The sequence below is a fragment of the Geomicrobium sp. JCM 19055 genome, from assembly GCF_000698185.1.
Lineage (GTDB): Bacteria > Bacillota > Bacilli > Bacillales > Marinococcaceae > Geomicrobium_A > Geomicrobium_A sediminis.
Genome location: NZ_BAXL01000002.1, coordinates 142,869 through 167,035, shown reverse-complemented (window position 1 = coordinate 167,035; position 24,167 = coordinate 142,869). Strand labels below are relative to the sequence as shown.

Below are 24,167 nucleotides of genomic sequence, written 5' to 3'. Positions count from 1 at the left end.
AGCAATCATTACGGAATGCTAACGTGTGATTTGGTACTGTTTGGTGAATAAATATCATTAATATTCCATTGACCATCTGTTGGTACAGGCTCATTTCTCATGGCAACATCAATTAGAACAGGCTCATTAGCTTCTATAGCTTCCTTGACTGCATCCTTGAATTCCTCTGCTCTCTTTACTTTTATCCCTTTAACTCCAAACCCTTTTGCAATCGCAGCAAAGTCAGGTGTATACGTTTCGCCGTTTTTCTTAAATAATGTTCCGTATGTCGTATCATAATGAGCCATTTCCAAGCCGGCGATCGTGCCGTATGCACTATTATTCATGACCACCCATACGACTGGAATGTTCTCTTCAACTGCCGTTGCCAAGACTGCCGGGTTCTGACCGAAACCACCATCGCCGATTAGAGAAACGACAACACGGTCCGGGCGGGCAATTTTTGCCCCAAGCGCGGCACTTGAGCCAAATCCCATCGTTGCAAAACCACCTGGTGTGAGAATAGATCCTGGTGTGTAAATTGGGAACTGTTGTCCTACCCCATTTTTGTTCCATCCCACATCTGTTGTAATAAAAGCATCACGTGGCAATACTTCTCGTACATCTGACAAAATTCTCTCTGGTTTCATTGGAAAGGAATTGCTATTCACATTGTCACTAATACGCTCACGCAAGTCTTTTCGATATGTCTGAATGTCTTCTTTTAATTGTTCATTTCGTTGAATTCCTTCTGGGTATAGACGTTTTGCAACACGGATTAAGGCCGTTAAAGCTCGCTTCAAGTCTGCAATTGCGCCAATCTCTACTGGATAATTACGTCCAATTTCATTCGGATCAATATCAATTTGAATAAGCTTCGTTTTAGGGATCTCGAATGTCACGCCCGGGTACCATGAACTGCTGTCTGCTTCTTTAAAGCTCGTTCCTAACCCAAAAAGGTAGTCTGCATTCTTTGTCTGATCATTGATGAATTTAGTACCCCAAAAACCTGTCATTCCTAAAGTAAGCGGGTGATCATCTGGTAACACACCTTTACCCATTAAAGAGTGAGCAACCGGTATACTCATATGATCGACGAACTCACGAATTTCCTCCGTGGCATCTGCCAATACGACACCACCACCTGCATAAATAACAGGGCGATTCGCCTCCGCCAATGTCTTAACGATGTGCTCTGCTGTTTCTTCATCAAGTGATGGCTTCTCGATTACACGGGTGTGATGCTGGAGATTTTCAAAAAGACTAGTCTCTACCTCTTTAGAGAAAATATCCATTGGAACGGATACGAGAACAGGCCCCGGACGACCACTTTCTGCTACTTGGAACGCCTTTTGTAAGATTTCTGGGAATAGGTCAGGACGATCTACACGCCAAGCACGTTTGACAAAAGGACGATAAATCTCGTATTGCGCACCGTCTGCATGAAGATTCACTTCTTGGTGTGGGTGCTTCCCGTAGTAATGACTCGGCACATCACCTGCGATTACAACCATTGGAATCGAATCGAGCGCTGCGTTAGCAACCCCAGTAGCCGCATTAGTCAAGCCAGGTCCTAAGTGACTTAATACGACTGCAGTTTCTTTCTTAGCACGTGCATACCCATCTGCAGCATGCGCGGCAATTTGTTCATGGCGCACATTAATAAATTGTATGGAGCTTTTATCAAGCTCTGATAATACGGCAATGTTTGTATGTCCACATAAACCGAATATATGCTCAACATTCCGATCTTCTAAATATTTAACTAATTGAGTCGAAATGAGTTTCTTCATGGTTGTTCCCCCTTGTTTTGAAAATCAATGATAATTTTTGCAAAGTTACCTGAAAGTGCAAGTTCATACGCTTCTTCATAATTCTCTAACGGTAAAATTTTTGAAATAAACACTGTTGGATCAAATCGTTCGTCTGAAAGATATTCAATGCTCTCTGCAAAATCTTTAGGGAATCGATAAATGATGCTTCCGTAAATCGTCTGTTCTTTTCTTACAATTTGGCCAACTGGCAATTCTGAAGCGTTGGTGATACCAATTAAAAGTACAGATCCTCCCGGTTTTAGCCAACGAAAACATGATTGCACCGACTGAGGAGTTCCCGCAGCTTCGACGACATAATCAAAGGTATCAGGTTCAATGTCGTTTGGATGCGTTGCTTGAATATGCGGGAAAGATTTAAGCATTTCTAGTTTATCTACATTAATATCTACTGCTGTGACGTCAGCTCCTAAGTAATCGGCAAGTGCAACTGTTAACAATCCTTCAGTCCCACAACCAATGACGAGTACTGAATTCCCTTTTCTCAAATTGAGTTTTTTTGAGGCCGTGAACAATAACTGCCAAAGGTTCAATCAGTACGGCTTTTTCATCGGAAACTTCATCTGGAATCGGAATAACATAGCGAGCATCAATAATAAATTCATGAGAAAACCCACCATCGGCGTTTATCCCGATTGACTTCTTATTTGGGCATATATTTTCTTGTTCATTCAAACAATACTCACATTCCCCGCAGAATGTATTCGGTGTAACAACGACTCTTGTTCCTTCCGTAACGTTCGCAATGCTACCGGCTTCTTTGACAACACCAACAAGTTCGTGACCAGGTCTCACAGGATATGTCGCATGTTGTATTTTTCCACGGTACACAGATAGGTCAGAACCACAAATCCCACCATAAGTCACACGTATCTTCACTTCATTAGCCGCTACACGGCTAGTGGTTCAGATTCTCTAAGAACTAAAGAATTCGGTTCAGCAATAAATAACTCACTCACAATGTCATTCCCCCATTACATCTTCAATCACTTGCAAGACAGCATTGAGCTGCTCAATCGGCATTTGCCCAGGTGCCGAACTTGCACTACCGACAGCAAAGGTCATAGCTGAACCACAGGCTCCACCCATCATTCGGGAAAGTGCTCCGAGGCGTCCCATTGACATCGTGACAATTGGAATTGAAAGGTGTTTGGAAGCTTTCGTCGTCGCTTGCATAAGATCAGCACGTCTTCAATTGATTGTGGCATGACAGCAATTTTGCCAATATCCGCACCTTGTTCTTCTGCTTCTTTCAATTTGTTGTAGATTTCTTCTACACTCGGTGTCTCTGAAAAGTTGTGATAAGACATTAATAATTGCACTTGATGGTCTTCTGCCAACCTCTTTACTCTATCTATATCCACTTGGTCTGCGCTAAGCTCAACATCGATGAGGTCTACCGTGTTGCTCGCAATTATTGCTTCATACATATCAAACACTTGCTTTTCGCTAATTGTAATCTCTTCTCCACCTTCTCGAGTCGACCTACGAGTAAAAAGGATCGGAATGTGAGCTGAGCGATTTTGGATTTCTTCAGCCACTGATTTAACTGCTTGCAAATCATCAAGCTTCTCAAAGAAATCGACTCTCCACTCAATCATGTCAGGGTTCTTTTTTTACAATGACCTCCAACTGTGTCATTAATGAATTGCGATCGGCCCCCGTCAATGGTGTACAAATAAGCGGACGCTTCTGCTCACTATGTTGAGCTATCGACAATTTCAACTGTTTCTTCATGTTTCACAACTCCTTTTACAATAAGTCTTGTAGAACAATCATTTTCATTTCTGTCATTTCTTCAACGGCAAAACGTGCACCTTCACGACCAAGTCCACTATTTTTAATTCCTCCGTATGGCCAGTGATCAAGACGATAGTTCGACGTGCCGTTGACAACAACCCCGCCCATGTCCAATTCGATTGCGGCTTTTCTAATCACACCCATAGAGTTTGAGAAAATACCAGCTTGTAAGCCAAATTCGGAATCATTTACTTCTGTAATTACAGCATCTAAATCACTATAAGGGAGAATGCTGATGAGTGGTCCAAACACTTCGTTGCACACAACCTTGCTCGTCGGTTTCGGACGATAAAGAACAGAAGGCTGAACTGCCGCTCCATCTACTCCACCTCCTGCAATTAATTCAGCACCGTCTGAAACTGCTTCTTCAATCCAAGTTGCAATTCTCTTACCCGTGTTTGCATCAACAACACATCCTACATCTGTTGTTTCATCGAGAGGATCACCTTGCTTGAGTTCACTTACTTTTACTTGGACTTTTTCTACAAATTGTTTAATAACTTGTTCATGAACATAAATGCGTTGAACAGAAATACAGCTTTGACCAGAGTTGCTAAACCCAGTTTTCACGCTTAATGTGGCTGCTCTTTCCACATCTGCATCAGAGTGAACAATCGTTGCCGAATTCCCACCAAGCTCAAGTAGTACTTTCTTCATTCCAGAAATTTTAGAAATTTGCTGACCTGCTGGGACACCGCCTGTAAATGAGATAATATTCGTGCGCCCATCTGAAACAATTTGTTCACCAACTTCTCTTCCACCAAGTACCATATGCAATGCTTCTTTTGGCATTCCTGCTTCTACCATTAATTCGACAAATGCAGTAGCAATGAGTGTCGTTTGTGGTGCTGGTTTCAACAATGTGACGTTACCCGCAGCAAAAGCCGGTCCGACCTTATGACAAACGAGATTAAGCGGGGCGTTGAATGGTGTAATGGCAGCGATAACGCCTGCTGGTATTCGAAAGGTTAGTGCCATTGAGTTCTTACCCCGTTCAGATGCATTTCCCGGAATTGTCTCACCAATTAAACGCTTTGCCTCTTCAGCAGACTGCTCAAGTGTTTCAATAGAGCGAGAAACCTCATCACGCGTATTCTTTAAAGCTTTTCCTACTTCCAAAGAAATGAGTTTGGCAAATGTCTCTTTTTGTTCCGCTAACAGATGTGCAGACTTTTTCAAAATCTCTGCCCGCTTTGCAGCAGAGAGTCCAGCTACGAATTTCTTTCCTTCATACGCTTTGGCTAGTGCCTGCTCAACTTCTTCTTGTTCTGCCTCCACTGTTTGCCAATCACTTTACCGTTGTAGGGGTTTACGATATCGACACCCTCTGTATTCTTTTCAACCCACTGTCCTTGAATAAACGATTGTGCTTTTCTCATGATCGCTCTCCCCCATTCTGTTTTTGGACGCCTGTATATCGAACGAGGTGCTCTTCATTCGGACAAGGTCCTTTAATTCGAACTCCGCTCATTAATTCTTCATAAGCGTGAGCAACGATCCCCATCCTCGTGAAAGAGCAAAGATACCTTTTGCCGCTTCAGCAGGGATTTCAAGTTCACATTGAATAGCCGCAGAGATGCCGTCCACATTGATTGTCATGTTTCGACCTTTTCGTTCTGAAAGGCGATCACGATAATTTGCTAAAATTTCTAAGTATGAACCACTAATCTCTCCGCTGGAAATTAACTGTTCTGATAACGTATAAAGCCTGCTGACACGTGGATCATTATCATGTAGTTGATGCCCAAAACCAGGCAGCTTTCCTTTACGACTAAAAATTTCCGTGAGTTTTTCATCTATGGCATTTTCATTGTTTACAAGATTCTCTTTCGTTTCATAGAGGATACTCATTGCCTCCTCTACCGCTCCTCCATGAACATCTCCGAGCATATTCATGCCGGTTGCAACAGCAGAATTAAAAGATACTCCACATGTTGCCGCCATACGTGCTGCTGCAATAGAGGGAGCACGAGGCCCATGATCTGCTCCAGCAACAAGAACACTTTCAAACAAATTTGCTTGCACCTCTGTCAAATGCTTTCCACAAAGTAAAAAAAATAACATTTGGGTATATGAAACATTACCAATTAAATCTTCAACACGCTCTCCGCGTATTATAATTTCATTTTTATTAATTTGACTAATACTCGTCTCCCACCATGCACCGCCATTTGAATAGGCTTCCAATGCACTACGACTCATAGATATCCCCACTTTCTAGCTTAATAACTGGTGTACAAGTTCTTTTAGGCTTGCTAGGTAGTTATCCACATTATCTTCTGTAAATCTTTGAGCTAAACCACTGATCGAGATGCAATAGTGAACCTCACCATCTTGGTTAAAAATCGGAGCCGAAATGGCCGACAATCCTTGTTCTCTTTCTTCATGGGTCACAGCATAACCCTGTTCTTTGATTTGTTTTAAGTCACGTTTTAGAACTTCCAGTCGCTCAGGATTATTCATCTGTTTAAAGATTCGTTCCTGGAATGCAGGGCTTTGATAAGCGAGTAACACCTTCCCCCCGGCGCCAGCAAACAAAGGCAATGGTTGTCCTAACGACACGAGATGGCGAAGGGGGCGAAACCCTTCGAATTGTTCGATACAAATTCTGCGGTCATTAGCAATCGTATACAAGTTTACCGTTTCGGACGTTAGTTCACGTAGCCTTGACATAACAGGCTTTGCGACTTCTTTAATATCAAAGGACTTCCCAGCAATTGAACCCAAATAATACAATTTATGACCAAGTTTGTATTTCATCGTACTCTCATTCTTAATAATTAAGCCGTTTGTTTCCAACGTAGAGAGCATCCTAGTCGTCGTTGATTTAGCTAACTCAATCATGTTTGATATTTCTGTCAACGTTAACTCTTGTTTTTCCATTGAAAAACAATCTAGAATGTCCAACGCTCGTTGCACAGTTCGCAAAGAATCTTTCTTTTCCAATCATAACCCGCCTTTTTGATGTTCCATTAAATAGAACACGATTTCGTTAAATGGTACCACCATTGTAAAACGGGACGGATAGCGTGTCAATTTGAAAACGCTTTAATTTTTATTTACTTCTGTTTCTATGGATGCTATGAACATTTTGGCAGATTGTAAACAACGACGAACAAACTCTTCATTTCCAAACTCTTTCGCACGTGCTTTATGAGGCATTTCGAGTGACATTGGAACTTTTGGAATTCGCTTTAAAACTTCACCAACATTGGTTCCTCCTTCGCCAATATAAAGCCGCTCTTCACGAACAATACGAGTCATCTCCTCACGATCAAGAGGTATTTGGCCAATTGCATCACATAAATGGAAATAGCGAAACCAATCTTTAGGAATATGATCTAAGTCCTCAACTCGATCTCTTGAACGATGAAAATGATGCGCGTCAATCATTAATCCAGAATTTGATCGTTTAGTAGATTCTAGTACATCGACAGCACCTTGTAAGGTTGACACAGTAGCAATTGGTACAAATTCTAGCTCTATCGTCAAGCCATATGGTTTTGCTATATCACAAAGCTCTGCAAAACATTCTTTGGCAAACACAATATCCTCTGTCCATATGCTACTTAGAACGTGTTTACCACCCAGCTCTGCAGCAACATGAAAAGCAGGTTCATAATCCGCTGGATTGGTATCGCTATTAATCTTTGCTAACTCAATATCCAAAAGCTCCATCCCTGTCTCTTGTATAGCTTTACGCGTATCTCTAAACATCTCTTTCTTGTTTGCAAGGTCATAATTCGGCTCGTTAGGCAATCCCATGTAGATTGGACGTATGCTTACATAGTCATACCCTGCTTTTGCGGCAATGTATGTCAATTCGGGTGGTGCTAGATCCAATGCTGTTAAATGTGCAAGTGAATATTTATAGCTCATTTTGATCCATTCCTCTCATACTTCTTGGTTTTTTTCTACCATTTCGGCGGTTGTTCTTATAACTGCTCTTTTTCGTAAGCGCTTTCTAAAAATGACCACATTATTTGAATAAACCCTATCCATGTAGAGATTTAGATAGTATTTGACACTCCGTTTATTTACAATACTCAGATATTTATCTTTCCACTTCAGAATTCATTGCAGCTAATTTCCCATGAGATGAAACCTCCATGATCTGAACATTTTCCTCGTACCTGCATCACTCATTCCTATTAAAACAGCAATTTCTTAAACATAAAGCTTAACTGAGATACTAGTATACAAGTTAAGACAGACAAAGGGCAGTAAAGCTTTTACATTTACCGCCTTGCTGAAAAATATTCTGGATATTTCTCAAAAATGTAATCATAGTACGCCCAAACATTGTTAAGATGCTCAGTTAACTTAATGTCTAAATCCGTAGCATTGTTGGATTCAATTAGTTGTAGCATCTTTTCGTGGTCTTCAATAATTCGTTTTGTTTCTTGTGTTTCATAGAATTCAAGATAACGCATACGATTTACATGCCCGCGAACTTGCCTCACATATGCACTTAATGTTTCATTTCCACAAATTTCTAAAATTTTATCATGAAAAACTTCATCATAATGATAAAATTGCTCTAAATCTTCTTTATTGGCAGCTTCCTTCTGTTGCATAATCACATCAAGCACTATACTTTTATGCTGTATTGCTTCTTTTGTCCCTGAATTCCATGCTTCAGCAACTTGTCTAAAAGCTGTCCTTTCTAGACTCTCACGTACTTGGAAGGCTTCTTTCACTTTATTTAATGAGATGTATTCAACTTGAATACCCTTTTGCGGAATGACTCGTAAAAATCCTTCCGATGACAACAAACGGATGGCCTCACGAATCGGTGTTCTGCTTACTCCGAGCAACTGTGCAAGCTCATTCTCTGAAATCATTTGTCCTGGCTTATACTTCAACGTTATTACTTCGTTATACAAATAACGGTAGATCTCAGTACCTAACGTCTTTCGTGGAAATGTTATGTGTGCCATAGTTCACCTGCTTGTATTCTGAATTAAGGTAATTTTAAGTGCATACTAGTATACATGTCAACAAATGAATCACTTGCCCTCTCGTCATTTAAGCTGATGAATCGATAGCTTGTACGTATTTCCATTAAAAATATAAGTGTAATCATGAAACAAAACAACCCTTTTAACCGTTGTCAAAAGGGTTTCTTGTGTCCATGAGATTAAATTTCCCTCTTCTTCTCTTTACGAACCTTTACGAAATACACGCATAATAAAATAGTCAGATGATAATACACGAGTGCCGAAGCTAAGACAGGAATCCAAGCCCCCGTTCCAAGTCCTATGACAATCGCCATGAGCATGATTCCAGAATTCATCACCACAACATTGAAAAACCGTCGTTTTTCTCGAGGCGTGATGGCGGATTCTGTGACATGAATGACTTGGGAAGGTCCAAATATAACTAGAGGACCAATGAGGACAACTAAAAAGAATACACTTAACATCGTGTCCATAATCAGTGATCACCCTCTCTGTTGTTACAACAATCCCATCAATTCCGTAAGTGCTTTACCTAATTATTTATGATTGTATGCAACGGATCGTGACAGTTGCTTCTCAACATGAGCGTATGAAAAAAACACCTTTACTCATTAAAGGTGTCTTCGATATGACTATAAACATTCTTCTAAAAACGTAAGTGTCTCTTCCCAAGAGTTGATCGTCGCTTCTGCATTTGCTTCTCTCGTTCCCCCGAAGATCATCGACATTGCAACGTTTGTATCGCCAAGTGTCTGTGAAGATGCGGTAAATGACTTGGAAATGCAGAGAAGTGCCCCGCACCTTCTTGAATGATCACACGGACGTTCGATTTACTATGATGTTGAAGTTTCTTTTCCATTAACTCTGAGAAAAATACTGCAGGTTGAATGTGATCATCCGTACCCGCTACGAGCATCACCGACGCATCAATTTTCTCGACAGGAATGAGATGTTCTTCGTACTGCTTTTGATCCGCCAAGTTTCTTTCTATCGCTTCTAAGCCTGAAAATGGCTTTCTCTTAATCATATGGCCGAAGAACGACAACATATCTGAGAATGTTTGCTTCGCTGCAAAATAAGAAAACGGTTCACCATTGTATGTCCACGCGGGCTTTGCTACGGGTTGGAAGTTCTGAATCCCAGAAAATTGCACTGCGCTCGGCGCAACACCAATCACTGCTTTTAAGCTCGAATAAGAGGATGCATACAATAACGCAAGCTCAGAACCTCGTGAATGTCCGATCATTGCAAGTCTTTCGTTATCCACAATCGTCTTTTCCTTCAAGTATGTAAACGCATTGTCAACATACTCTAGTGGAATGTTCACAATTCCTTTCGGCAATCCTGCTTTACCAAAGTAGGCGAGCGCCATCACCACATATCCTTTTGAGGCAAGTAAGGCTGCGGCGGACTCATGGTGTGCACCATCTGAGCCTCCAACGATCACAATTGCAGGCAATGGATCATTTGTATGAGGATAATACACTGTACCGACGAGCTCTTTGTTTTCAATGACTTCTTTTTGGATATCATCTGTTAAAAATGTTCTCGTCACCATTGCTTTAGCAATCATTTTATTATCATCCATTAGTTCCAGTTCAAACGTTACCGGTGCATCTGAGTGTTTCACGAACATTCTTTCTTTTCCATCTTTACTTCTCATCGATTCAATCAGCCTCATCAAATCGTTTTGCATCTTAATCGTACCGTGTTCATCAGCGAGCGCGTCCATCGCTGCAATGAATGCATGACCTCGATCGTCCTTCGTTGAGGTTGCTATACGAAAGGACTTATTCGCGTCTCCAGTCTCGATCTGTAATGAGAAACTTTCTGTTACTAACGTACTCTCTTCTTGAATTTCAATTCTTACCTTCTGTTCAATCATTGTAATGAAACTCCCCACTTTCAAATGAACCGTTTACCATACGAGCAGAAACAAACCAAATCCAGAAAAACTAACACCAATGAAAATCACAAAGGCACGAATAAGTGCTGTTGGGAGGTTCTGAATCCACCTCGTCAACCACTCCACTTCAAAATACGGGCTATTAATTTTCCCTTTTGACTTCAAATCCGCTTCACTTAATTTTTTTAGACCGAGTAGAATGACAACAATTCCCCAAAGAAAGAACAACACTCCGAAAAAGATGTTCATAAGCTAATCCTCTCCTAAAAACATTGTCTAAGACTCTTCATCTAATCGATGCAAAAAACGTTTCATTTCGGCTGCGATCTGTTCAGGTTCATACACGTGAATATAGTGACTACGATCAATTTCGATCAATTCATTGTCCGTTATTTCATTTAAATACTTGTTCAATGTTTCTCGCCAATCATCGATTCCCGTCCCTTGACCGTTCGAAGCAAAAAAACAACATCGGCGTCTCCCTAGGAATATGATTGCTTACAACTGCCGCGTTCTCATGCACTCGCTCAATCTCCTCGCGCATATTCTTCGTCATCGTTCCACGATGAATGAAAGATTTGTAAGCTTTTTTATCCTCTGTAGATAAGTACGCCGTCGAGAAAATATCCGCTTCTTTTACAAACGAAGGCAAGATGCGCAAACCACCAAACTCACTTAAGGCACCCGAGCCAGTTATGATTATTGAGCTCGGTACCTGCAATTGCTCATAGCTCTTTGGTACGGCAGGATCAAGACCGACAATCGCTTGCACTTCTTCAGGATAAACAGATGCATAGTAAAGTGCTTCAAGACCAGACATGGAGTGGGGTGCCAACACATACGGCGTCGATGTCCAGAAAGGCGAAGTGCTTCTCTCATTTCCGCCACCATTTGCTCGACAGTACGGGGACTGTCTGATTCTGCACTCCAACCGTATCCTGGCTTTTCCACTACAGCAATACGATACTCATCTGTAAGAAGCGACCATAATGGCTTGAAATCAATCGTAGGTGCTTGGGTTCCGCCACCACTCATAAAGACAATTGTGGTCTCGCCTTTTCCTTCGCTATATACGTGCATGTTGGCATCATTGATATTTACAACGTCACCTGGAGCGGGGAAACGTTCTCTTTCATTGTCACTCGCTACGAGGTGTAGCAATCGAATTCCAACGATGAGGACAATGAATCCTATCGTAACGATCATCGCAAAGATCTTTATCCTTCTCATAATCTCCTCATTCATTGAAAATTATTGATAAATAGAACTTTAGACCTCCTTATTCTATCATAAGTTATGCTGAACGATGATCTTCTTGTTCAGAAAATAGGGGATCTTTTTGCTTGTTCAAGATTGCTATGGAGAAGCCAATTGCACCGATTGCCATGATACTCACGAAAACGATTAATGTGGCTCGTAATGAAAACAAATCCGCAAACAACCCGAGCATAAGAATGAGCAAAATTTGGCTAGCACTTTGAATCAAATCATAGATGCTCGTCACCCTCCCCATCATCTCCACGGGTACATTGTTTTGATAAAAAGTTGTCATCCCTGCATATAGAAATGCATTAAAAAAAATCCGAGAATCATAAAGCCTACAGTGACCGACAAAAACGACCACGACAACGCATAAATGCCATACCCGCTAATCGTCAACAGGAGTCCCATGACAATCATTACTCGAATGGAAAGATGTTTTGAAATCATCGTTAATACTAGACCACCAGCAATCGCACCAATGCCTGTTAAGCTAATTAATAGACTAAATTCAAATTCACTCAGCCCAATGACTTGTTGTGTGAATACGACTTCTTGTGCATCCATCGCAAACGTAAATGTCATTAACAAAATAAAACTCATGTAAATGAGCGCAACATAGCGTTGTTGTTTCATAAACGACTGTACGACTCGAAAGTCTTGAATCACTTGCGCAATGGTTAGTGTAGGAATCTTCTCATTCTCCCGCTTCTCATTGTCTGGCATTAGCCAGAGAAGGAATGCGGCAATGAGGAAAAAAAGAGACATTAATCCAAAACGTAAGTTGTACCGTTGTAAGCATAATTAACGCTCCACCAATTGCCGGTCCAATAATACCTGCACTTGATGTGAACAGAGATCGTAACGAGTTGAACTTTTTGCGCTTCTCTTTAGGTACTGTCATCGTGACAAATGTCATTGAAGCAGGGTGATAAAACGCACGTGCAACACTAAGTAAAACCAAGATCAAATAAACGACAAAAAGATTAGGCGCTAAAGGTATACACGCCACAAAAACCGCTCGGCATACGTATGTAACCATCATCACTTTCCGTTTACTACGATCGTCAATAAAGCTACCCGTCCAGAACTTCGCAATCATATTCGTTAAAGGTCCAATTAACCAAAGCGTTGCAACAGCCGCTGCAGAACCCGTCAGTTGAAAGACGAATAGATTAATTGCGACTAAGTAAATAAAGTCACCAACACTTGAAATGCCTAACGTAGACAACAACAGAAAACGTGGTTTCCAGTCATCTCTTTGCAAAAACATCCCACCTTACCGTTTCAGTTGATAACCCTTTCCGTTACTGAATCCGAATCTCCTTGTCCAATTCACTAATTTCAATAATTTGTCATAAAAAATAAGCCACGCAAATGCGAAGCTTTAGGTCATTCATGATGTAACTCATGCTCTTCAGATTCGGATCTTTTCCATTTGATGTACGTGTAGATCAACTGAAAGACGTGAGAAATTATTAACATTGAAATAATAAGAATATCAATTGCAACTCCCCAAGTCGATAACATAAAAATGAAAAAAATCGTAAAAATAATGAACGGTGTCATCCAGAATGTGCGTATAAACTTCCTTCGATACGATAAACGGTGATAGTTTAACGTGAAGCCTTGATCAACTTTCTCTTCATTTTTGTAAGCATACGAAACTGCATACATAACGAGTAAACCGACTCCAATTACTAGTAGAATCACTACCAACATCTAAAACTCTCCTATGAATGTAGAATCACTTCCCTAACGTCCATCATGCTAAACTCCTGGCGGTTGTTTCTTCAATTCATGCTGGGCATCTCTCACGCCATGTTTCACAGCAAAACGAATGACAAAGTAAGCAACAACTGCACCAGCGGCAAAAAAAGCGATGTACAACAAGATCGCAAACAAACCGATCCACTCGAATCCCATTCTAATTCCTCCTTTAGTACCTATACCCGTCATATTCATGACGTTAACTTCAAAGGAGTTATTCAGGCTCATTTTTTTGCCACACGTATCTTCATCCCATGTTTACGAGCTCATGTTCAGAACATACTTCGATCCCATGCTTTTTCAAAAGAGCTGCAGTGACACCATTGCCTTGAATTTTCTCACCATTGAATGATCCACTATAGATCGACCGACTCCCGCACGACGGGCTGTCTTCTTTTAAAATAACAAGGCTTGCATCTAGTTCCTGAATTTTACTTAACGTTTTGTAAGCACCTGCTATAAATTGTCACTCACATCATTTCCTTTTTTTTGTCGATGACTTGTGCACAACCCTCAAGCACGTCATCCCCTGTTCCACCTACGATTTCCGCAGGTTCCCTTGGTGTCTGTAATCCCCCAAGCAATTCCGGGCAAACCGGGATCGCTTTCCTCTCACTAAGCCACTGTTGAATTAACTCATGACCTTTATGTTGGCCATCATAGCGAACCGGCATCCCGGCTAAACAAGCACTAACAACAATCATTTCATCACTCCTCGTTCGTTGACACGCACAACTGAACCTCTGCAACCGAACTGATCGCAGAGGTCGTTATTCCAGATTTTTCTGCTTAACTCATCACAAATCCTTCGAAATCATTTTGGATGACTTGATCACAGATCTGCTTAAAAATCGGAAAGCCAGCGACAAAAATCGGAAAGCGGCTTGTGCGATTTTCAATATTCGTACCAGTATACCAAGAATCCGTTTTTACGTATAACGTGTAGTCCGCAATCGTCTTACATTCATTACTCCAATTTGACACCGCTGCTTGAACGACTTCAACATTCGTACTCCCTTTTTCCCTCGCATTCATAATCAAGTCCGTAATAAAGTCGACATGTTGCTCAATAGCAACCGGCATGTTCATGAGAACCGAAGGGCTTTGAGGTCCTGTAATCATGAAGAAATTAGGGAAATCATCCGTTGCAACTCCTAAGTACGTTTGCACGGTCTCACCGTTTTGCCAATGCTCTTGAAGTGATTGACCGCTACGTCCGTGAATATTCATTTTAAACAAAGACCCTGTGATCCCGTCATATCCTGTGGCAAACACGATCTTATCAAAGTCATAAAGCGTCTTGGTCGTCTGGATCCCCGTTTTTGTGAGCACTTCAATCGGTTCTTGCTTCACGTCAACGAGAGAGACGTTCGGTTGATTAAAGGTCTCATAATACCCACTATCAAAAATCGGACGCTTCGCAGCGTAGTAATACTCCGGGCATAACTGTTCTGCGACATCTTCATTTTGAACAGTCGAGCGAATTTTATTGCGAATAAAGTTCGCTGCTGTTGCGTTGGATTCTTCGCTTATTAATAAATCATTATACGCGGTTGGAAAAACAAACCCACCTTTATTCCACGCATGTTCATAGATTATTTCACGCTGTTCTTTTGTTTCATCAAGAGCAGACACTTCGCGCCGGTCCGTAGGCATGCCAAGACGAGTCGAATACATTAATTCACGGATTGAACTTCTATCCTTCTTTACGCTGTCGATGTAGTCATGCTCATACACGTAATTGTTCGCGGGCACTGCATATTGCGGCGTACGTTGAAACACGGTCAACGACTTGGCCTCTTTTGCAATCACTGGAATCGCTTGTACGCCGCTAGATCCCGTCCCGATGACTGCTACGTCTTGATCTTTAAAGTCTACTTCATCAACTGGCCAATCACCCGTGTGATACCATTCCCCCTCAAACTGATCAATCCCTGAAATTGGTGGAACATTCGCTTTGGATAAACATCCTGTTGCCGCAATGAAATACTTTGCTGTCACAGTGACATCGTCACTAAAATGAACTTTCCACAACTCGTTCTCATCATCATAAAATGCGGACACGACTTCTCGCTGAAACTGGAAATGTTTTTTTAAGTCCAGCTCTTCTGCAACAAAATGTAAGTAACATAATATTTCTTTTTGAGAAGCAAACCGGGATGACCACGTCCATTTTCGGTAAATGTCTTCTGAGAAGGTAAAGTTGTAGTAGATGCTTTCGGAATCACATTTCGCTCCCGGATAGCGATTCCAATGCCACACCCCACCAACATCTTCCGCTCGCTCAAACCCTTGCACTGTTAACCCAGCCTCACGAAAACGATATACCGCATACAATCCCGAAAACCCTGCCCCAACAACAAGAACGTCATAATCTGTTTGATGCGTTTGTTCTGACATCATTGCGATCCTCCTAACTAGATTTCTATTCTTTAACTTATTATCCATTTATCTGTTATTTTCCTGTTTTTTTTAGCTGATGCTCTGAACAATCACAAAAAAAAGCCGTGCGGAATCGGGATGCCCGTCCACACGACTTTTTAGATGAACTTATAATTCTATGTCTAACGCATTTGCAATCATTTTAGGTAAATCAGTATTGTCCATTAGTCCACCGAACTGTTCACTGCCTGGTCCGAAGCTATAGACCGGAACATCAACACCAGTATGGTTCGTTGTGCTCCACACCGGGTTATCATTGCCATCAAGAGCTAAACCACCTGTATCATGGTCACTCGCCATCACGACAAGCGTTTCTTCATCTTCTTTCGCGAATTCAATTGCCTCGATATATGCCGCTTCAAATGCTTCAGTATCGGTCATCGCCCAATCATAATCGTTTGCATGACCTGCCCAGTCAATTTGACTTCCTTCAACCATGAGGAAGAAGCCCTCGTCGTTCTGATCAAGCGCACTTAGCGCAGCCTCTGTCATCTCTTGAAGAGAAGGTTCATCCGTTTCATGACGATCCCGTTCAGGAGCCATTGCGTTGTTTGCGAACAACCCGACAACTCGGTCACTATTCACAGAGTGTAACTGCTCTGCATTTCGGGCAATCTCATACCCATCACGCTCAAAACGTTTCATATAATTCATTAAGTATTGGTGCCCACCTTCACTTTTCGGTAAGAAATAGCTTTCTCCTCCACCGAGTAACACATCAATATCTTGATTATAAAACTGATTAGCAATTTCCATTTCATTGTTTCGGTTTGAAACATGAGACGCAAACGCAGCTGGAGTCGCATGAGTGATCGTCGATGTCGCCACTAACCCGGTAGATCTTCCTGAGTCTTTCGCTGCTTCAAGAACCGTTTGCACACGCTCTCCTTCTGGGTTTAAGCCAATGACACCGTTGTTCGTTTTCACTCCGGTTGCCATCGCTGTTCCAGCTGCCGCAGAGTCTGTTACACGGTTGTTCGCAGAGTGTGTCATCATGTGGCCGACTTGGTGCTCATCCCACGCTGGAATTCCTTCGTCTTTAAATGCGCGGTAGACACTAGCATAACCAGATGAATACCCATCAGGAATCATAAAAATCACATTTTTCGCTTCCCCTTGTGCTTCGGCCTGCTCACTTACATCTCCAAGCCCTGCCAAAACAGCTGTAGCCACTACGGAACTAACCATCCACTTTTTCATCCCGAATCCCTCCAATGTTTGTGTTGTCACAGTTAGCGTAACAAGCGAACGTTAATCACATATTGGAGAAAGATAAATGTTCCGTAGACCGTTCAAAATGAGACTTTCCTAAGGCTGGTCTTCCCTGTACGATCAGTTAATTGCTAAGGACTTTATCGAAGTAAACTAGTACTATGATCATCACGAATGTTAATTGTGTTAATGAGTGGTAAACATAACTATAAAAAAAGACGAACCATAATGGTCCGCCTTACTTGCTCTCATCGACTTCTTCAGCAGTCGCTTCACTAATCTTTTCTAATCCACACCACGAACTTAATAAATTCGCATAAACCTTCGTCACTTGCTTCACACTCTCTAAATCTACCCATTCATTAATTTCATGGAAGTTCGCTCCTTCTGGTCCGTAGCAAATTGCATCACTGTCGTAATACAACTGGAAGAAACGGGCATCTGTCGTTGAAGGCAACGTGCGTCGCTTTGGTTGCCCTCCGATCACTTCTTCATGAGCATGATCTAGCGCCTGGAACAGCTGAGATTGATCATCACTTTCTGTCGGCTCAGCGTGAAAACCATAAAATTCAATGTGAGGAAGATGATCACGAAACCATTCGTCCGATTGCAACGCCTCCCGTAAAAAGGTGCGCATTGATTCCTTACGCTCTTTAACGATTTCTCCTGGTACGAGACCAATTCGACCTTCAATTGTTCCAACGACAGGTTCATTTGACTCAAAGTCTCCAGAATGAAATTTGCCGATGTTCATTTCAATCGGTTCTTCTTGATCTTTAAAAGCTGGATGAGTGACTTGCTCGTTTAAGTGACGGACATATTGTTTTAAGGTATCAATGATCACTTGTCCTTTTTCAATTGCATTGCATTGAACATGTCCATCTTGTGTATTCCGAACCGTATCATAGCGTACTCTGAACCACAAACTCCCAACTTGAGCATAAGCCGCTTTTAGTCCAAATGGTTCAGGTATGAGGGCTGCTTTTCCTGTATAACCTGCCTCCAACGCGGCTAATGCCCCATTCCCTGTTCGTTCTTCATCTGGAACAAATTGTAGCATCACATTCGATTTCGGCTGATAGCCTGCTTTTTGGATGGCACGATACGCAAAAACCATCGCCGCTAACCCTGCTTTCATATCTGCTGCACCACGCCCATATAAACGACCGTCTTTCTCTGTCGGTTCATAAGGATCTGTATTCCAGAGTGAAACCGGCTCAGCACTTACCACATCGGTATGCCCTTGGAAAATCAAGGCGTTTTTCTCGCCTTCTGATCCATAGTGACTCCCAACGACAATATCACTGTTCTTATAATCCCATTCTACCGGGGAAAAACCAGGATGCTTTGCGATCGCTTCAATATCTGGTTGAAACCGATCAACATGCATGTGTAATTGATTTTGCAAGTAATGGGCAATATATTGTTGAATCGGTCGTTCTTCTCCACTTAATGATTTATATCGAATTAACTCTTTAAGAAACTCAAGTTGCTCATTCCAACTAGTTTCAATTTCTTTATGGATTTCATTTACGTTCGTATCCTGTGCTGTAATCATGGTCTCACTCCCTAAAACTTTTCTCCCCTACAACATTCCCGCTACTTCTACTCTAAAACTCCTATTTTTAAAATAGAAAAAGACTAGATGTTTCACTAGGTAAACTCTAGGGAATGTAAGGTTATAACACAAACACAAAGGAGCCAATCACATGCTTTGGACAATTATTGGTATCATTTTAATTTTATGGTTACTCGGTTTTATCGGCGGTGTCGGTGGCGGACTCGTTCACCTTTTACTAGTCGTTGCATTGGTTATCGTTATTATTCAATTATTAACAGGTAGAAGATAACAGCAATCATATTATTTATAGAAACGAGCCCAGGTTGGCTCGTTTTTTTTATTTGTGTCATTTCAAGTTCGAGAAAGGACCATCTTTCTGTAAGAAAAGGTTTATGTGGGAATTTCAATGATTTAACCTTCATTTGGACGCAAAAACCCATCACAAAAGTAATTAAATATGGTTTTTATGATCCCCACCTCCTCCAATCAATATAGACCTGCCGGTGTGCACCTCTATACAAACACATACATCAAAACATCATCCGCGTAATCATTCGGTCCGCGTTTCCATTCGTTTCGTTTGCGTCCCTCTTCGACAAATCCGAACCGCTCATACAATTTAATCGCCTGCTCGTTTGATGAGAGCACCCCGAGACTGATTTTTTTTCTAAGTAAGGATTTTCTTTTGCCCAAGAAAGCAAATGCCGAATGAGCAATTCTCCGTACCCTTTTCCTCGGGTTGCTTTTTTTTATCATCATTTCAAATGACGCTGTATGCTGCAATCGAATTGGCTTTGGTGAATGGCAACAGATATACCCAACCACAACTTCATTTTCTTCAGCTACAAAGATCACTTCACGATCATTCATGATCGTCTGATTAATCTCTTTCTCCACATCGTCAACTTGTTTTGCCCATTCTGTTGGACTCGTGATCAGACCGTTGTCTTCTTTAATAACTGCATGTTGAATCGTATAGATGGACACCGCATCCGAAAACGTTGCAAGTCGAATAATCAAGACTCCATTCCTCCAATTACTAATTTTTCAGAAGTTAGAATTTCAGGTACACTAACCGTAAGAGGTGAGAATTAATGAATACTGAAGCTACTGCTAAAACAAAAGAAGGCGTATTAGGTCCAAAAAGCCATGCCTTTATGTCAGTCCTCATCTACGGCATGCTCTTTGTGACGTTAATGGTCGCAACAGGTGTTCAATCACTCTTGATAACTTACTACTTCCAATTGTAGCAATTTATGCCGCGGTAAGTATCACCGAATTCTTAATTAAAAAAACGACGAGAGAAGATACCGCAATGGCTCGTAATAGGATCTTTCGGAATCGGCGCGATCATGGCTGTCATGATGACTGTTGTATCTTTGTCTATGTAGAAATAGCTAGCTAAGGTGGATTTACGTAGGTAGCAGAAGACTCGAATTGTGCGAGTCTTAATCCGTCTTGCCTGAGTCTTGTTCCACCATGCTCGAGTCTTGATCCACCATGCTCGAGTCTTGTTCCACCATGCTCGAGTCTTGTTCCACCATGCTCGAGTCTTGATCCACCATGCTCGAGTCTTGTTCCACCATACCCGTGTCTTGTTCCGCCAACCTTGCCGCTCATCAAAAATCCCCCCGTACCAACCGGTACGAGGGGATTTCACTACAGATTCTCTTGTTTTAACGTTTCGATAATGTTGTTTTTCTTTACTTTGGACATGGAGTAGGCCATCGCCATGGCGACGATGATGAACACGCCGATGATGACGGCGATAATTTCTGTCCAAGGTAGCTCAAATGCGTAGGAAAAGGCATTTTGATTTGTGAAATAGATGCCATACATAATGATTCCACTAATTGGTAATCCATATGCCAACGCTTTAATGCCATAGAAAATACTTTCAAAGTAAATCATTTTGTTAAAGGATTTAGGGGTCATTCCCATTGATTTTAGCATGGCGAATTCTCGTTTACGAAGTGCGATGCTTGTTGAAATCGTGTTTAAGATGTTCGCAATGGAAATTAACGTAATGAGCGTGATAAATCCATACAAGAAAATGGAAATAATCATGACCATTTGTTGGTCTCGTTGTTGCGCTTCATGCATATTCATCACGGCTGAATCAGAAACCTGATCCATTTGATCGATCTGTTCTTGAACGAGTTCAGGATCATCCGACTGCAGGTAGAGTCGGTAATCGGAAGGGTGCGTTGCTTGTTCTGTTAACGTCTCAAACACGTCTGTTGAAACGATCAGCGTCATTGATCCGAGCCATTGTTCAATGTAGCCAATTGGGTGCTCGGAGGTTAGTGCACCGATTTCAATCGAACCGACATCTTCATAGGTCCATTCATCTGCTCCCTCAGGATACACTTCGATCTCAATATCAAACTGATCACCAACGTCTGCTTGGATGCTTTCAGTTTCGACGAACTTCCCAGCCTCGTCATCTTCGTATTGAACATGATTAATGAGTATGGCTTGTGGATCATCTGTGTTCCTAAACGAGGCATCTTCAACACCGATCTGTTGGGCATATTCTGAAAAACTCGAATCAGACAAACCGAACACACGCACATAGTACGAATAGCCACCTTCTTCTTTCAACTCTGGGGCATGGTTATTCATATCATCGACTAGTGCTTCAGGTAATCTCTCTTCCTCAACGACCGTTCGAAACATTTGAGAGCGATTCATGCTAAAACGCTCCACCGCATCTAAGCTCGTCAACTCTTGTACAAGATTAGCCTCTTCATTTTCATCTGCATCTAACTGAACACTAATATCAAAATTCTGTTGAGCATTAGATAATTCAAGGGATTTCGTAAATGCTGAACCAAAGTAAGACACGGACAAAAACAACACGATGCTTACGACTAATGAAAACACCGTGACCATGTAACGCTTTTTGTTTCGTTTTTGGTTTTTTAGTGCAATCTCACCTTCAACGCCAAAAAGAGATCGAACGAAGCGATTCGTTTTTACTTTTCGTTTCGTTAATTTCACATCGTGTGACTGTCGAATGGCATCAATTGCCGTAATCCGCGATGCCCGTTGGGCTGGCACATACGTTGAAATAAAAATCGTTAGCATAGCTATAACTGCTGATATCATGACAGCTTCCGGTGATACTACCATGAATAATTCGGTCTCAACACCCATGTCTTCCATGATTGAGCCGATAATCGACAGTGTTACGCCAATTCCTAGCACCCCTGCAATCATTCCTAAAGGAATCGCAATGGAACCAATAATAAATCCTTCGAAATAAACAGAGTTACGCTTCTGCCGTTTCGTCGCTCCCACGCTTGATAACATTCCTAAATAACGAGAACGTTCCGAAACCGAAATCGCAAAGGAATTAAAGATTAGAGCTACAGAACCTATAACGATGATCGCCATAATAATAGAGATCAATCCATAGAGAACGGATTGCATCGAATCACTCGCCGTAATTCCACTTGCTCGTAATAGATCATCGTTAAAGAATGGTCGATCAAGTCCGATTTCTTCCCCAAAGGTTGTTAGTTCGTCATATACGCCTCGGTCTACGTTTGGCACTGACATAAACGCAGCAACATCGTTATGATTATCATGATTGTTGTCAGTGAGTATGCGAATCATTGAATACCCAGGCGACCAGGAAGATTCCCATAATGGCTTTTTGGTTACACCAACAATCGTGTAGGTCTCATCTTGTACGTTCGTTAACGACTCTTCCCGCTCACCATCCATCGTTTGAAGCGAGTACGAGCTTGTCCTTGTTTCTTCACTCGCAATATATTCACTCGTTCGATCTCCGATTGCGACAGTTACAGTATCACCTATCGCGTGATCAAACTGATTCATTGTGCGAAGATCTTCAGAGATGACGACTTCATCAGGTGCATGTGGTAAGCGCCCATCAAGAAGTTCAATTTGCATCGTTTCAAAGGCCGTAGGTTTAAGTCACGCACGTAGAAATACGGTTTTGTAGAGTCAGGGCTTTCTTCAAACTCAGCATAACCATGCTCTCGCATTAACGCCACATCACCTAGCCAGTCACTTTCTTCAAGCGCTCGCAACTGTTCATGTTGAACATCTTCAAATCCGACATGCCAATCTCCTGAACTCGTCACAGCCTCCCGTTTCATAAGATCTAAAAACGTTGAACCTAACGTAGCAACAGCCATAATCATCGCTACCGAAATAATCGTACCGATCAACGTAATCAGCGTACGCTTTTTGTTTTCTTTTAAGTGACGAATCGTCACTTTGTTAACGATATTCATGGACGAATCACCTCGTCGCTCGCCACTTTCCCGTCTTCAATTGAAATGACGCGATCCGCTTGTAAAGCGATACGATCATCATGTGTAATAACAATGAGCGTTTGGTTATACGTCTTATTAAACATCTTCAATAGATCAATGATCTCCTTGCTGTTCTTACTATCTAAGTTTCCTGTCGGCTCATCGGCCAACATAATAGCTGGATTACTAATTAATGCTCTGCCAATCGAGACACGTTGTTGCTGTCCACCTGACAATTGATTTGGCAAATGCGATAGTCGCCCGCTTAATCCTAATAATTCCACGGTTTCCTTGAAATGCTTATCATTCACTTTATGGCCATCTAACAACACGGGTAACGTAATATTTTCTTCGACAGAGAGAATCGGTAATAAGTTATAAAATTGATAAATGAGCCCAATTTGCCTTCTTCTAAAGATCGCTAAGTTCGTTTCAGTTAACTCATAAATATCGGTGTTATCAACGAGTACTCTTCCGCTGCTCGGCTGATCAACCCCACCTAACAAATGAAGAAGTGTTGATTTACCTGAACCTGAAGGTCCAATAATTGCAATAAATTCTCCTTTTTTCACTGAAACGATACGTTATCTAACGCCTTAACGCCGTGTCGCCTTTGCCGTACACTTTAGTTAGCTGATCAATTTTTAATATTTCCATCGTTCATACCCCCACTAGTTTCTTGCTACATTTAGTGTAAGCATCTAACATGACGGTTTCGTGACTCGTAAAATGACAGTTTAGTCACTTACGCGTAAAAGGATGGCATTCATAAAAAAACTTGCTAGCATTTTATCGAAGACCTAGCAAGTTTCACAATTTATCATACGACTCGTTTATAAAATTTAAGTGAAACGTCGTCCCGATCCTCTCTTGACTCGTTACTTCAATGTCTCCATGTTGCTTTGTTACAATGTTTTGTGCCATCGCGAGCCCAATGCCAACGCTGTTCTCTCCTGCATTACTTCCTTTATAAAAACGCTTAAAAATATAAGGCAAATCTTTAGTAGCAATTCCCTCACCTGAATCACCAATACGAATCTCTTGATAAATAGCATTTTCATGATATTGAATGGACACAGTTCCGCCGTCGCCTGTATGTTCAACAGCATTTTTTAAGATATTAATGACGGCCTCTTTCGTCCAATTATAATCGGC

Annotated in this window: 29 protein-coding genes and 5 pseudogenes; 2 read left to right on the top strand and 32 right to left on the bottom strand. The window is 41.6% G+C overall.

The genetic code is table 11. The annotated features are described in order from the left end of the window. Positions 1–8: 8 nt before the first annotated feature. The 26 genes and pseudogenes from JCM19055_RS03170 to JCM19055_RS03085 all read right to left on the bottom strand — a co-directional run bounded on the left by JCM19055_RS03170 (position 9) and on the right by JCM19055_RS03085 (position 18,720). On the bottom strand, positions 9–1,772 hold the full coding sequence (locus JCM19055_RS03170) for a thiamine pyrophosphate-binding protein (protein ID WP_042358482.1): 1,764 nt from the start codon (positions 1,770–1,772) through the stop codon (positions 9–11). Next, positions 1,769–2,299, bottom strand: a complete 531-nt coding sequence (locus JCM19055_RS28250; protein ID WP_265181726.1) for a zinc-binding dehydrogenase — start codon at positions 2,297–2,299, stop codon at positions 1,769–1,771. Before JCM19055_RS28250 ends, JCM19055_RS03170 begins: the two co-directional genes overlap by 4 nt. Continuing rightward, the gene (locus JCM19055_RS28245) at positions 2,256–2,690 is read right to left on the bottom strand and encodes an alcohol dehydrogenase catalytic domain-containing protein (protein WP_265181725.1); all 435 of its coding nucleotides are present in this window, start codon (positions 2,688–2,690) and stop codon (positions 2,256–2,258) included. Before JCM19055_RS28245 ends, JCM19055_RS28250 begins: the two co-directional genes overlap by 44 nt. A gap of 84 nt (positions 2,691–2,774) precedes the next feature. Further along, positions 2,775–3,412 (bottom strand): annotated as a pseudogene (aroD, locus tag JCM19055_RS03160) (type I 3-dehydroquinate dehydratase). 1 nt (position 3,413) lies between these two features. Beyond that, positions 3,414–3,548: a hypothetical protein gene (locus JCM19055_RS28240; protein WP_265181724.1), complete on the bottom strand. Its 135-nt coding sequence runs from the start codon at positions 3,546–3,548 to the stop codon at positions 3,414–3,416. Between the two features lie 15 nt (positions 3,549–3,563). Beyond that, a pseudogene (locus JCM19055_RS03155) lies at positions 3,564–4,990 on the bottom strand (aldehyde dehydrogenase family protein). Beyond that, positions 4,987–5,813 (bottom strand): annotated as a pseudogene (locus JCM19055_RS03150) (citryl-CoA lyase). The pseudogenes JCM19055_RS03155 and JCM19055_RS03150 overlap by 4 nt, the downstream one beginning before the upstream one ends. A gap of 15 nt (positions 5,814–5,828) precedes the next feature. Next, the gene (locus JCM19055_RS03145) at positions 5,829–6,557 is read right to left on the bottom strand and encodes an IclR family transcriptional regulator (protein WP_042358481.1); all 729 of its coding nucleotides are present in this window, start codon (positions 6,555–6,557) and stop codon (positions 5,829–5,831) included. Between the two features lie 102 nt (positions 6,558–6,659). Beyond that, a complete protein-coding gene (locus JCM19055_RS03140; protein WP_042358478.1) occupies positions 6,660–7,490 on the bottom strand; it encodes a sugar phosphate isomerase/epimerase in 831 nt (276 codons plus the stop codon). Between the two features lie 359 nt (positions 7,491–7,849). Then, positions 7,850–8,551, bottom strand: a complete 702-nt coding sequence (locus JCM19055_RS03135) for a GntR family transcriptional regulator (protein WP_052365845.1) — start codon at positions 8,549–8,551, stop codon at positions 7,850–7,852. A gap of 200 nt (positions 8,552–8,751) precedes the next feature. Next, a complete protein-coding gene (locus JCM19055_RS03130; protein ID WP_042358476.1) occupies positions 8,752–9,045 on the bottom strand; it encodes a hypothetical protein in 294 nt (97 codons plus the stop codon). Positions 9,046–9,204: 159 nt separating this feature from the next. After that, positions 9,205–9,300 (bottom strand): acyl-CoA thioester hydrolase/BAAT C-terminal domain-containing protein, encoded by a 96-nt coding sequence (locus JCM19055_RS26150; RefSeq protein ID WP_152549723.1) that lies wholly within the window; start codon positions 9,298–9,300, stop codon positions 9,205–9,207. Beyond that, positions 9,291–10,457 (bottom strand): alpha/beta fold hydrolase, encoded by a 1,167-nt coding sequence (locus JCM19055_RS03125; protein WP_042358475.1) that lies wholly within the window; start codon positions 10,455–10,457, stop codon positions 9,291–9,293. The genes JCM19055_RS26150 and JCM19055_RS03125 overlap by 10 nt, the downstream gene beginning before the upstream one ends. 33 nt (positions 10,458–10,490) lie before the next feature. After that, positions 10,491–10,727 carry a hypothetical protein gene (locus JCM19055_RS03120; RefSeq protein ID WP_042358474.1) on the bottom strand — a complete coding sequence of 79 codons (237 nt, stop codon included), beginning with the start codon at positions 10,725–10,727 and terminating at the stop codon, positions 10,491–10,493. Between the two features lie 27 nt (positions 10,728–10,754). Beyond that, on the bottom strand, positions 10,755–10,892 hold the full coding sequence (locus tag JCM19055_RS26965; RefSeq protein WP_193745282.1) for a hypothetical protein: 138 nt from the start codon (positions 10,890–10,892) through the stop codon (positions 10,755–10,757). 13 nt (positions 10,893–10,905) lie between these two features. Further along, positions 10,906–11,130 (bottom strand): hypothetical protein, encoded by a 225-nt coding sequence (locus JCM19055_RS22510; RefSeq protein WP_152549722.1) that lies wholly within the window; start codon positions 11,128–11,130, stop codon positions 10,906–10,908. 47 nt (positions 11,131–11,177) lie between these two features. Further along, positions 11,178–11,708 (bottom strand): alpha/beta fold hydrolase, encoded by a 531-nt coding sequence (locus tag JCM19055_RS22505; RefSeq protein WP_152549721.1) that lies wholly within the window; start codon positions 11,706–11,708, stop codon positions 11,178–11,180. 64 nt (positions 11,709–11,772) lie between these two features. Next, the gene (locus JCM19055_RS28235; protein WP_265181723.1) at positions 11,773–12,030 is read right to left on the bottom strand and encodes a hypothetical protein; all 258 of its coding nucleotides are present in this window, start codon (positions 12,028–12,030) and stop codon (positions 11,773–11,775) included. Next, the gene (locus JCM19055_RS28230) at positions 12,027–12,464 is read right to left on the bottom strand and encodes an MFS transporter (RefSeq protein WP_265181722.1); all 438 of its coding nucleotides are present in this window, start codon (positions 12,462–12,464) and stop codon (positions 12,027–12,029) included. The genes JCM19055_RS28235 and JCM19055_RS28230 overlap by 4 nt, the downstream gene beginning before the upstream one ends. Further along, entirely contained in the window at positions 12,451–13,005 is a 555-nt protein-coding gene (locus tag JCM19055_RS28225) for an MFS transporter (protein ID WP_265181721.1), read from the bottom strand. The genes JCM19055_RS28230 and JCM19055_RS28225 overlap by 14 nt, the downstream gene beginning before the upstream one ends. Positions 13,006–13,130: 125 nt before the next feature. Continuing rightward, entirely contained in the window at positions 13,131–13,460 is a 330-nt protein-coding gene (locus JCM19055_RS03105) for a hypothetical protein (protein ID WP_042358472.1), read from the bottom strand. Between the two features lie 48 nt (positions 13,461–13,508). Further along, positions 13,509–13,664, bottom strand: coding sequence for a hypothetical protein (locus JCM19055_RS26960; protein ID WP_193745281.1), 156 nt, complete (start codon positions 13,662–13,664; stop codon positions 13,509–13,511). Positions 13,665–13,755: 91 nt separating this feature from the next. Next, positions 13,756–14,212, bottom strand: a pseudogene (locus tag JCM19055_RS03100) (DUF523 domain-containing protein). A gap of 85 nt (positions 14,213–14,297) precedes the next feature. After that, complete coding sequence (locus tag JCM19055_RS03095; protein ID WP_042358556.1) at positions 14,298–15,908, bottom strand: NAD(P)/FAD-dependent oxidoreductase; 1,611 nt, start codon at positions 15,906–15,908, stop codon at positions 14,298–14,300. Between the two features lie 150 nt (positions 15,909–16,058). Then, entirely contained in the window at positions 16,059–17,150 is a 1,092-nt protein-coding gene (locus tag JCM19055_RS03090; RefSeq protein WP_042358471.1) for an alkaline phosphatase, read from the bottom strand. Positions 17,151–17,400: 250 nt separating this feature from the next. Next, positions 17,401–18,720 (bottom strand): ArgE/DapE family deacylase, encoded by a 1,320-nt coding sequence (locus JCM19055_RS03085; protein ID WP_042358470.1) that lies wholly within the window; start codon positions 18,718–18,720, stop codon positions 17,401–17,403. Positions 18,721–18,871: 151 nt separating this feature from the next. Between JCM19055_RS03085 and JCM19055_RS26145 the strand changes: the two genes are divergently transcribed. Continuing rightward, positions 18,872–19,012, top strand: coding sequence for a lmo0937 family membrane protein (locus JCM19055_RS26145; RefSeq protein WP_152549394.1), 141 nt, complete (start codon positions 18,872–18,874; stop codon positions 19,010–19,012). 224 nt (positions 19,013–19,236) lie between these two features. Here JCM19055_RS26145 and JCM19055_RS03080 read toward each other — a convergent pair whose 3' ends face one another. Then, positions 19,237–19,743 (bottom strand): GNAT family N-acetyltransferase, encoded by a 507-nt coding sequence (locus tag JCM19055_RS03080; RefSeq protein ID WP_052365842.1) that lies wholly within the window; start codon positions 19,741–19,743, stop codon positions 19,237–19,239. A 74-nt stretch (positions 19,744–19,817) separates the two neighbouring features. On the opposite strand from JCM19055_RS03080, the gene JCM19055_RS26955 reads away from it, so the two are divergent. After that, positions 19,818–19,973, top strand: a complete 156-nt coding sequence (locus JCM19055_RS26955) for a hypothetical protein (RefSeq protein ID WP_193745280.1) — start codon at positions 19,818–19,820, stop codon at positions 19,971–19,973. 151 nt (positions 19,974–20,124) lie between these two features. Here JCM19055_RS26955 and JCM19055_RS03075 read toward each other — a convergent pair whose 3' ends face one another. The 5 genes and pseudogenes from JCM19055_RS03075 to JCM19055_RS28220 all read right to left on the bottom strand — a co-directional run bounded on the left by JCM19055_RS03075 (position 20,125) and on the right by JCM19055_RS28220 (position 24,131). After that, positions 20,125–20,343, bottom strand: a complete 219-nt coding sequence (locus JCM19055_RS03075; protein ID WP_042358469.1) for a hypothetical protein — start codon at positions 20,341–20,343, stop codon at positions 20,125–20,127. Positions 20,344–20,382: 39 nt separating this feature from the next. Then, positions 20,383–22,644 carry an ABC transporter permease gene (locus JCM19055_RS03070; RefSeq protein ID WP_081833396.1) on the bottom strand — a complete coding sequence of 754 codons (2,262 nt, stop codon included), beginning with the start codon at positions 22,642–22,644 and terminating at the stop codon, positions 20,383–20,385. Continuing rightward, positions 22,566–22,991 (bottom strand): ABC transporter permease, encoded by a 426-nt coding sequence (locus JCM19055_RS22500; protein WP_052365840.1) that lies wholly within the window; start codon positions 22,989–22,991, stop codon positions 22,566–22,568. Before JCM19055_RS22500 ends, JCM19055_RS03070 begins: the two co-directional genes overlap by 79 nt. Beyond that, positions 22,988–23,669, bottom strand: a pseudogene (locus tag JCM19055_RS03065) (ABC transporter ATP-binding protein). Before JCM19055_RS03065 ends, JCM19055_RS22500 begins: the two are co-directional and overlap by 4 nt. Before the next feature lie 153 nt (positions 23,670–23,822). Next, complete coding sequence (locus JCM19055_RS28220; RefSeq protein WP_265181751.1) at positions 23,823–24,131, bottom strand: HAMP domain-containing sensor histidine kinase; 309 nt, start codon at positions 24,129–24,131, stop codon at positions 23,823–23,825. Positions 24,132–24,167 lie beyond the last annotated feature (36 nt).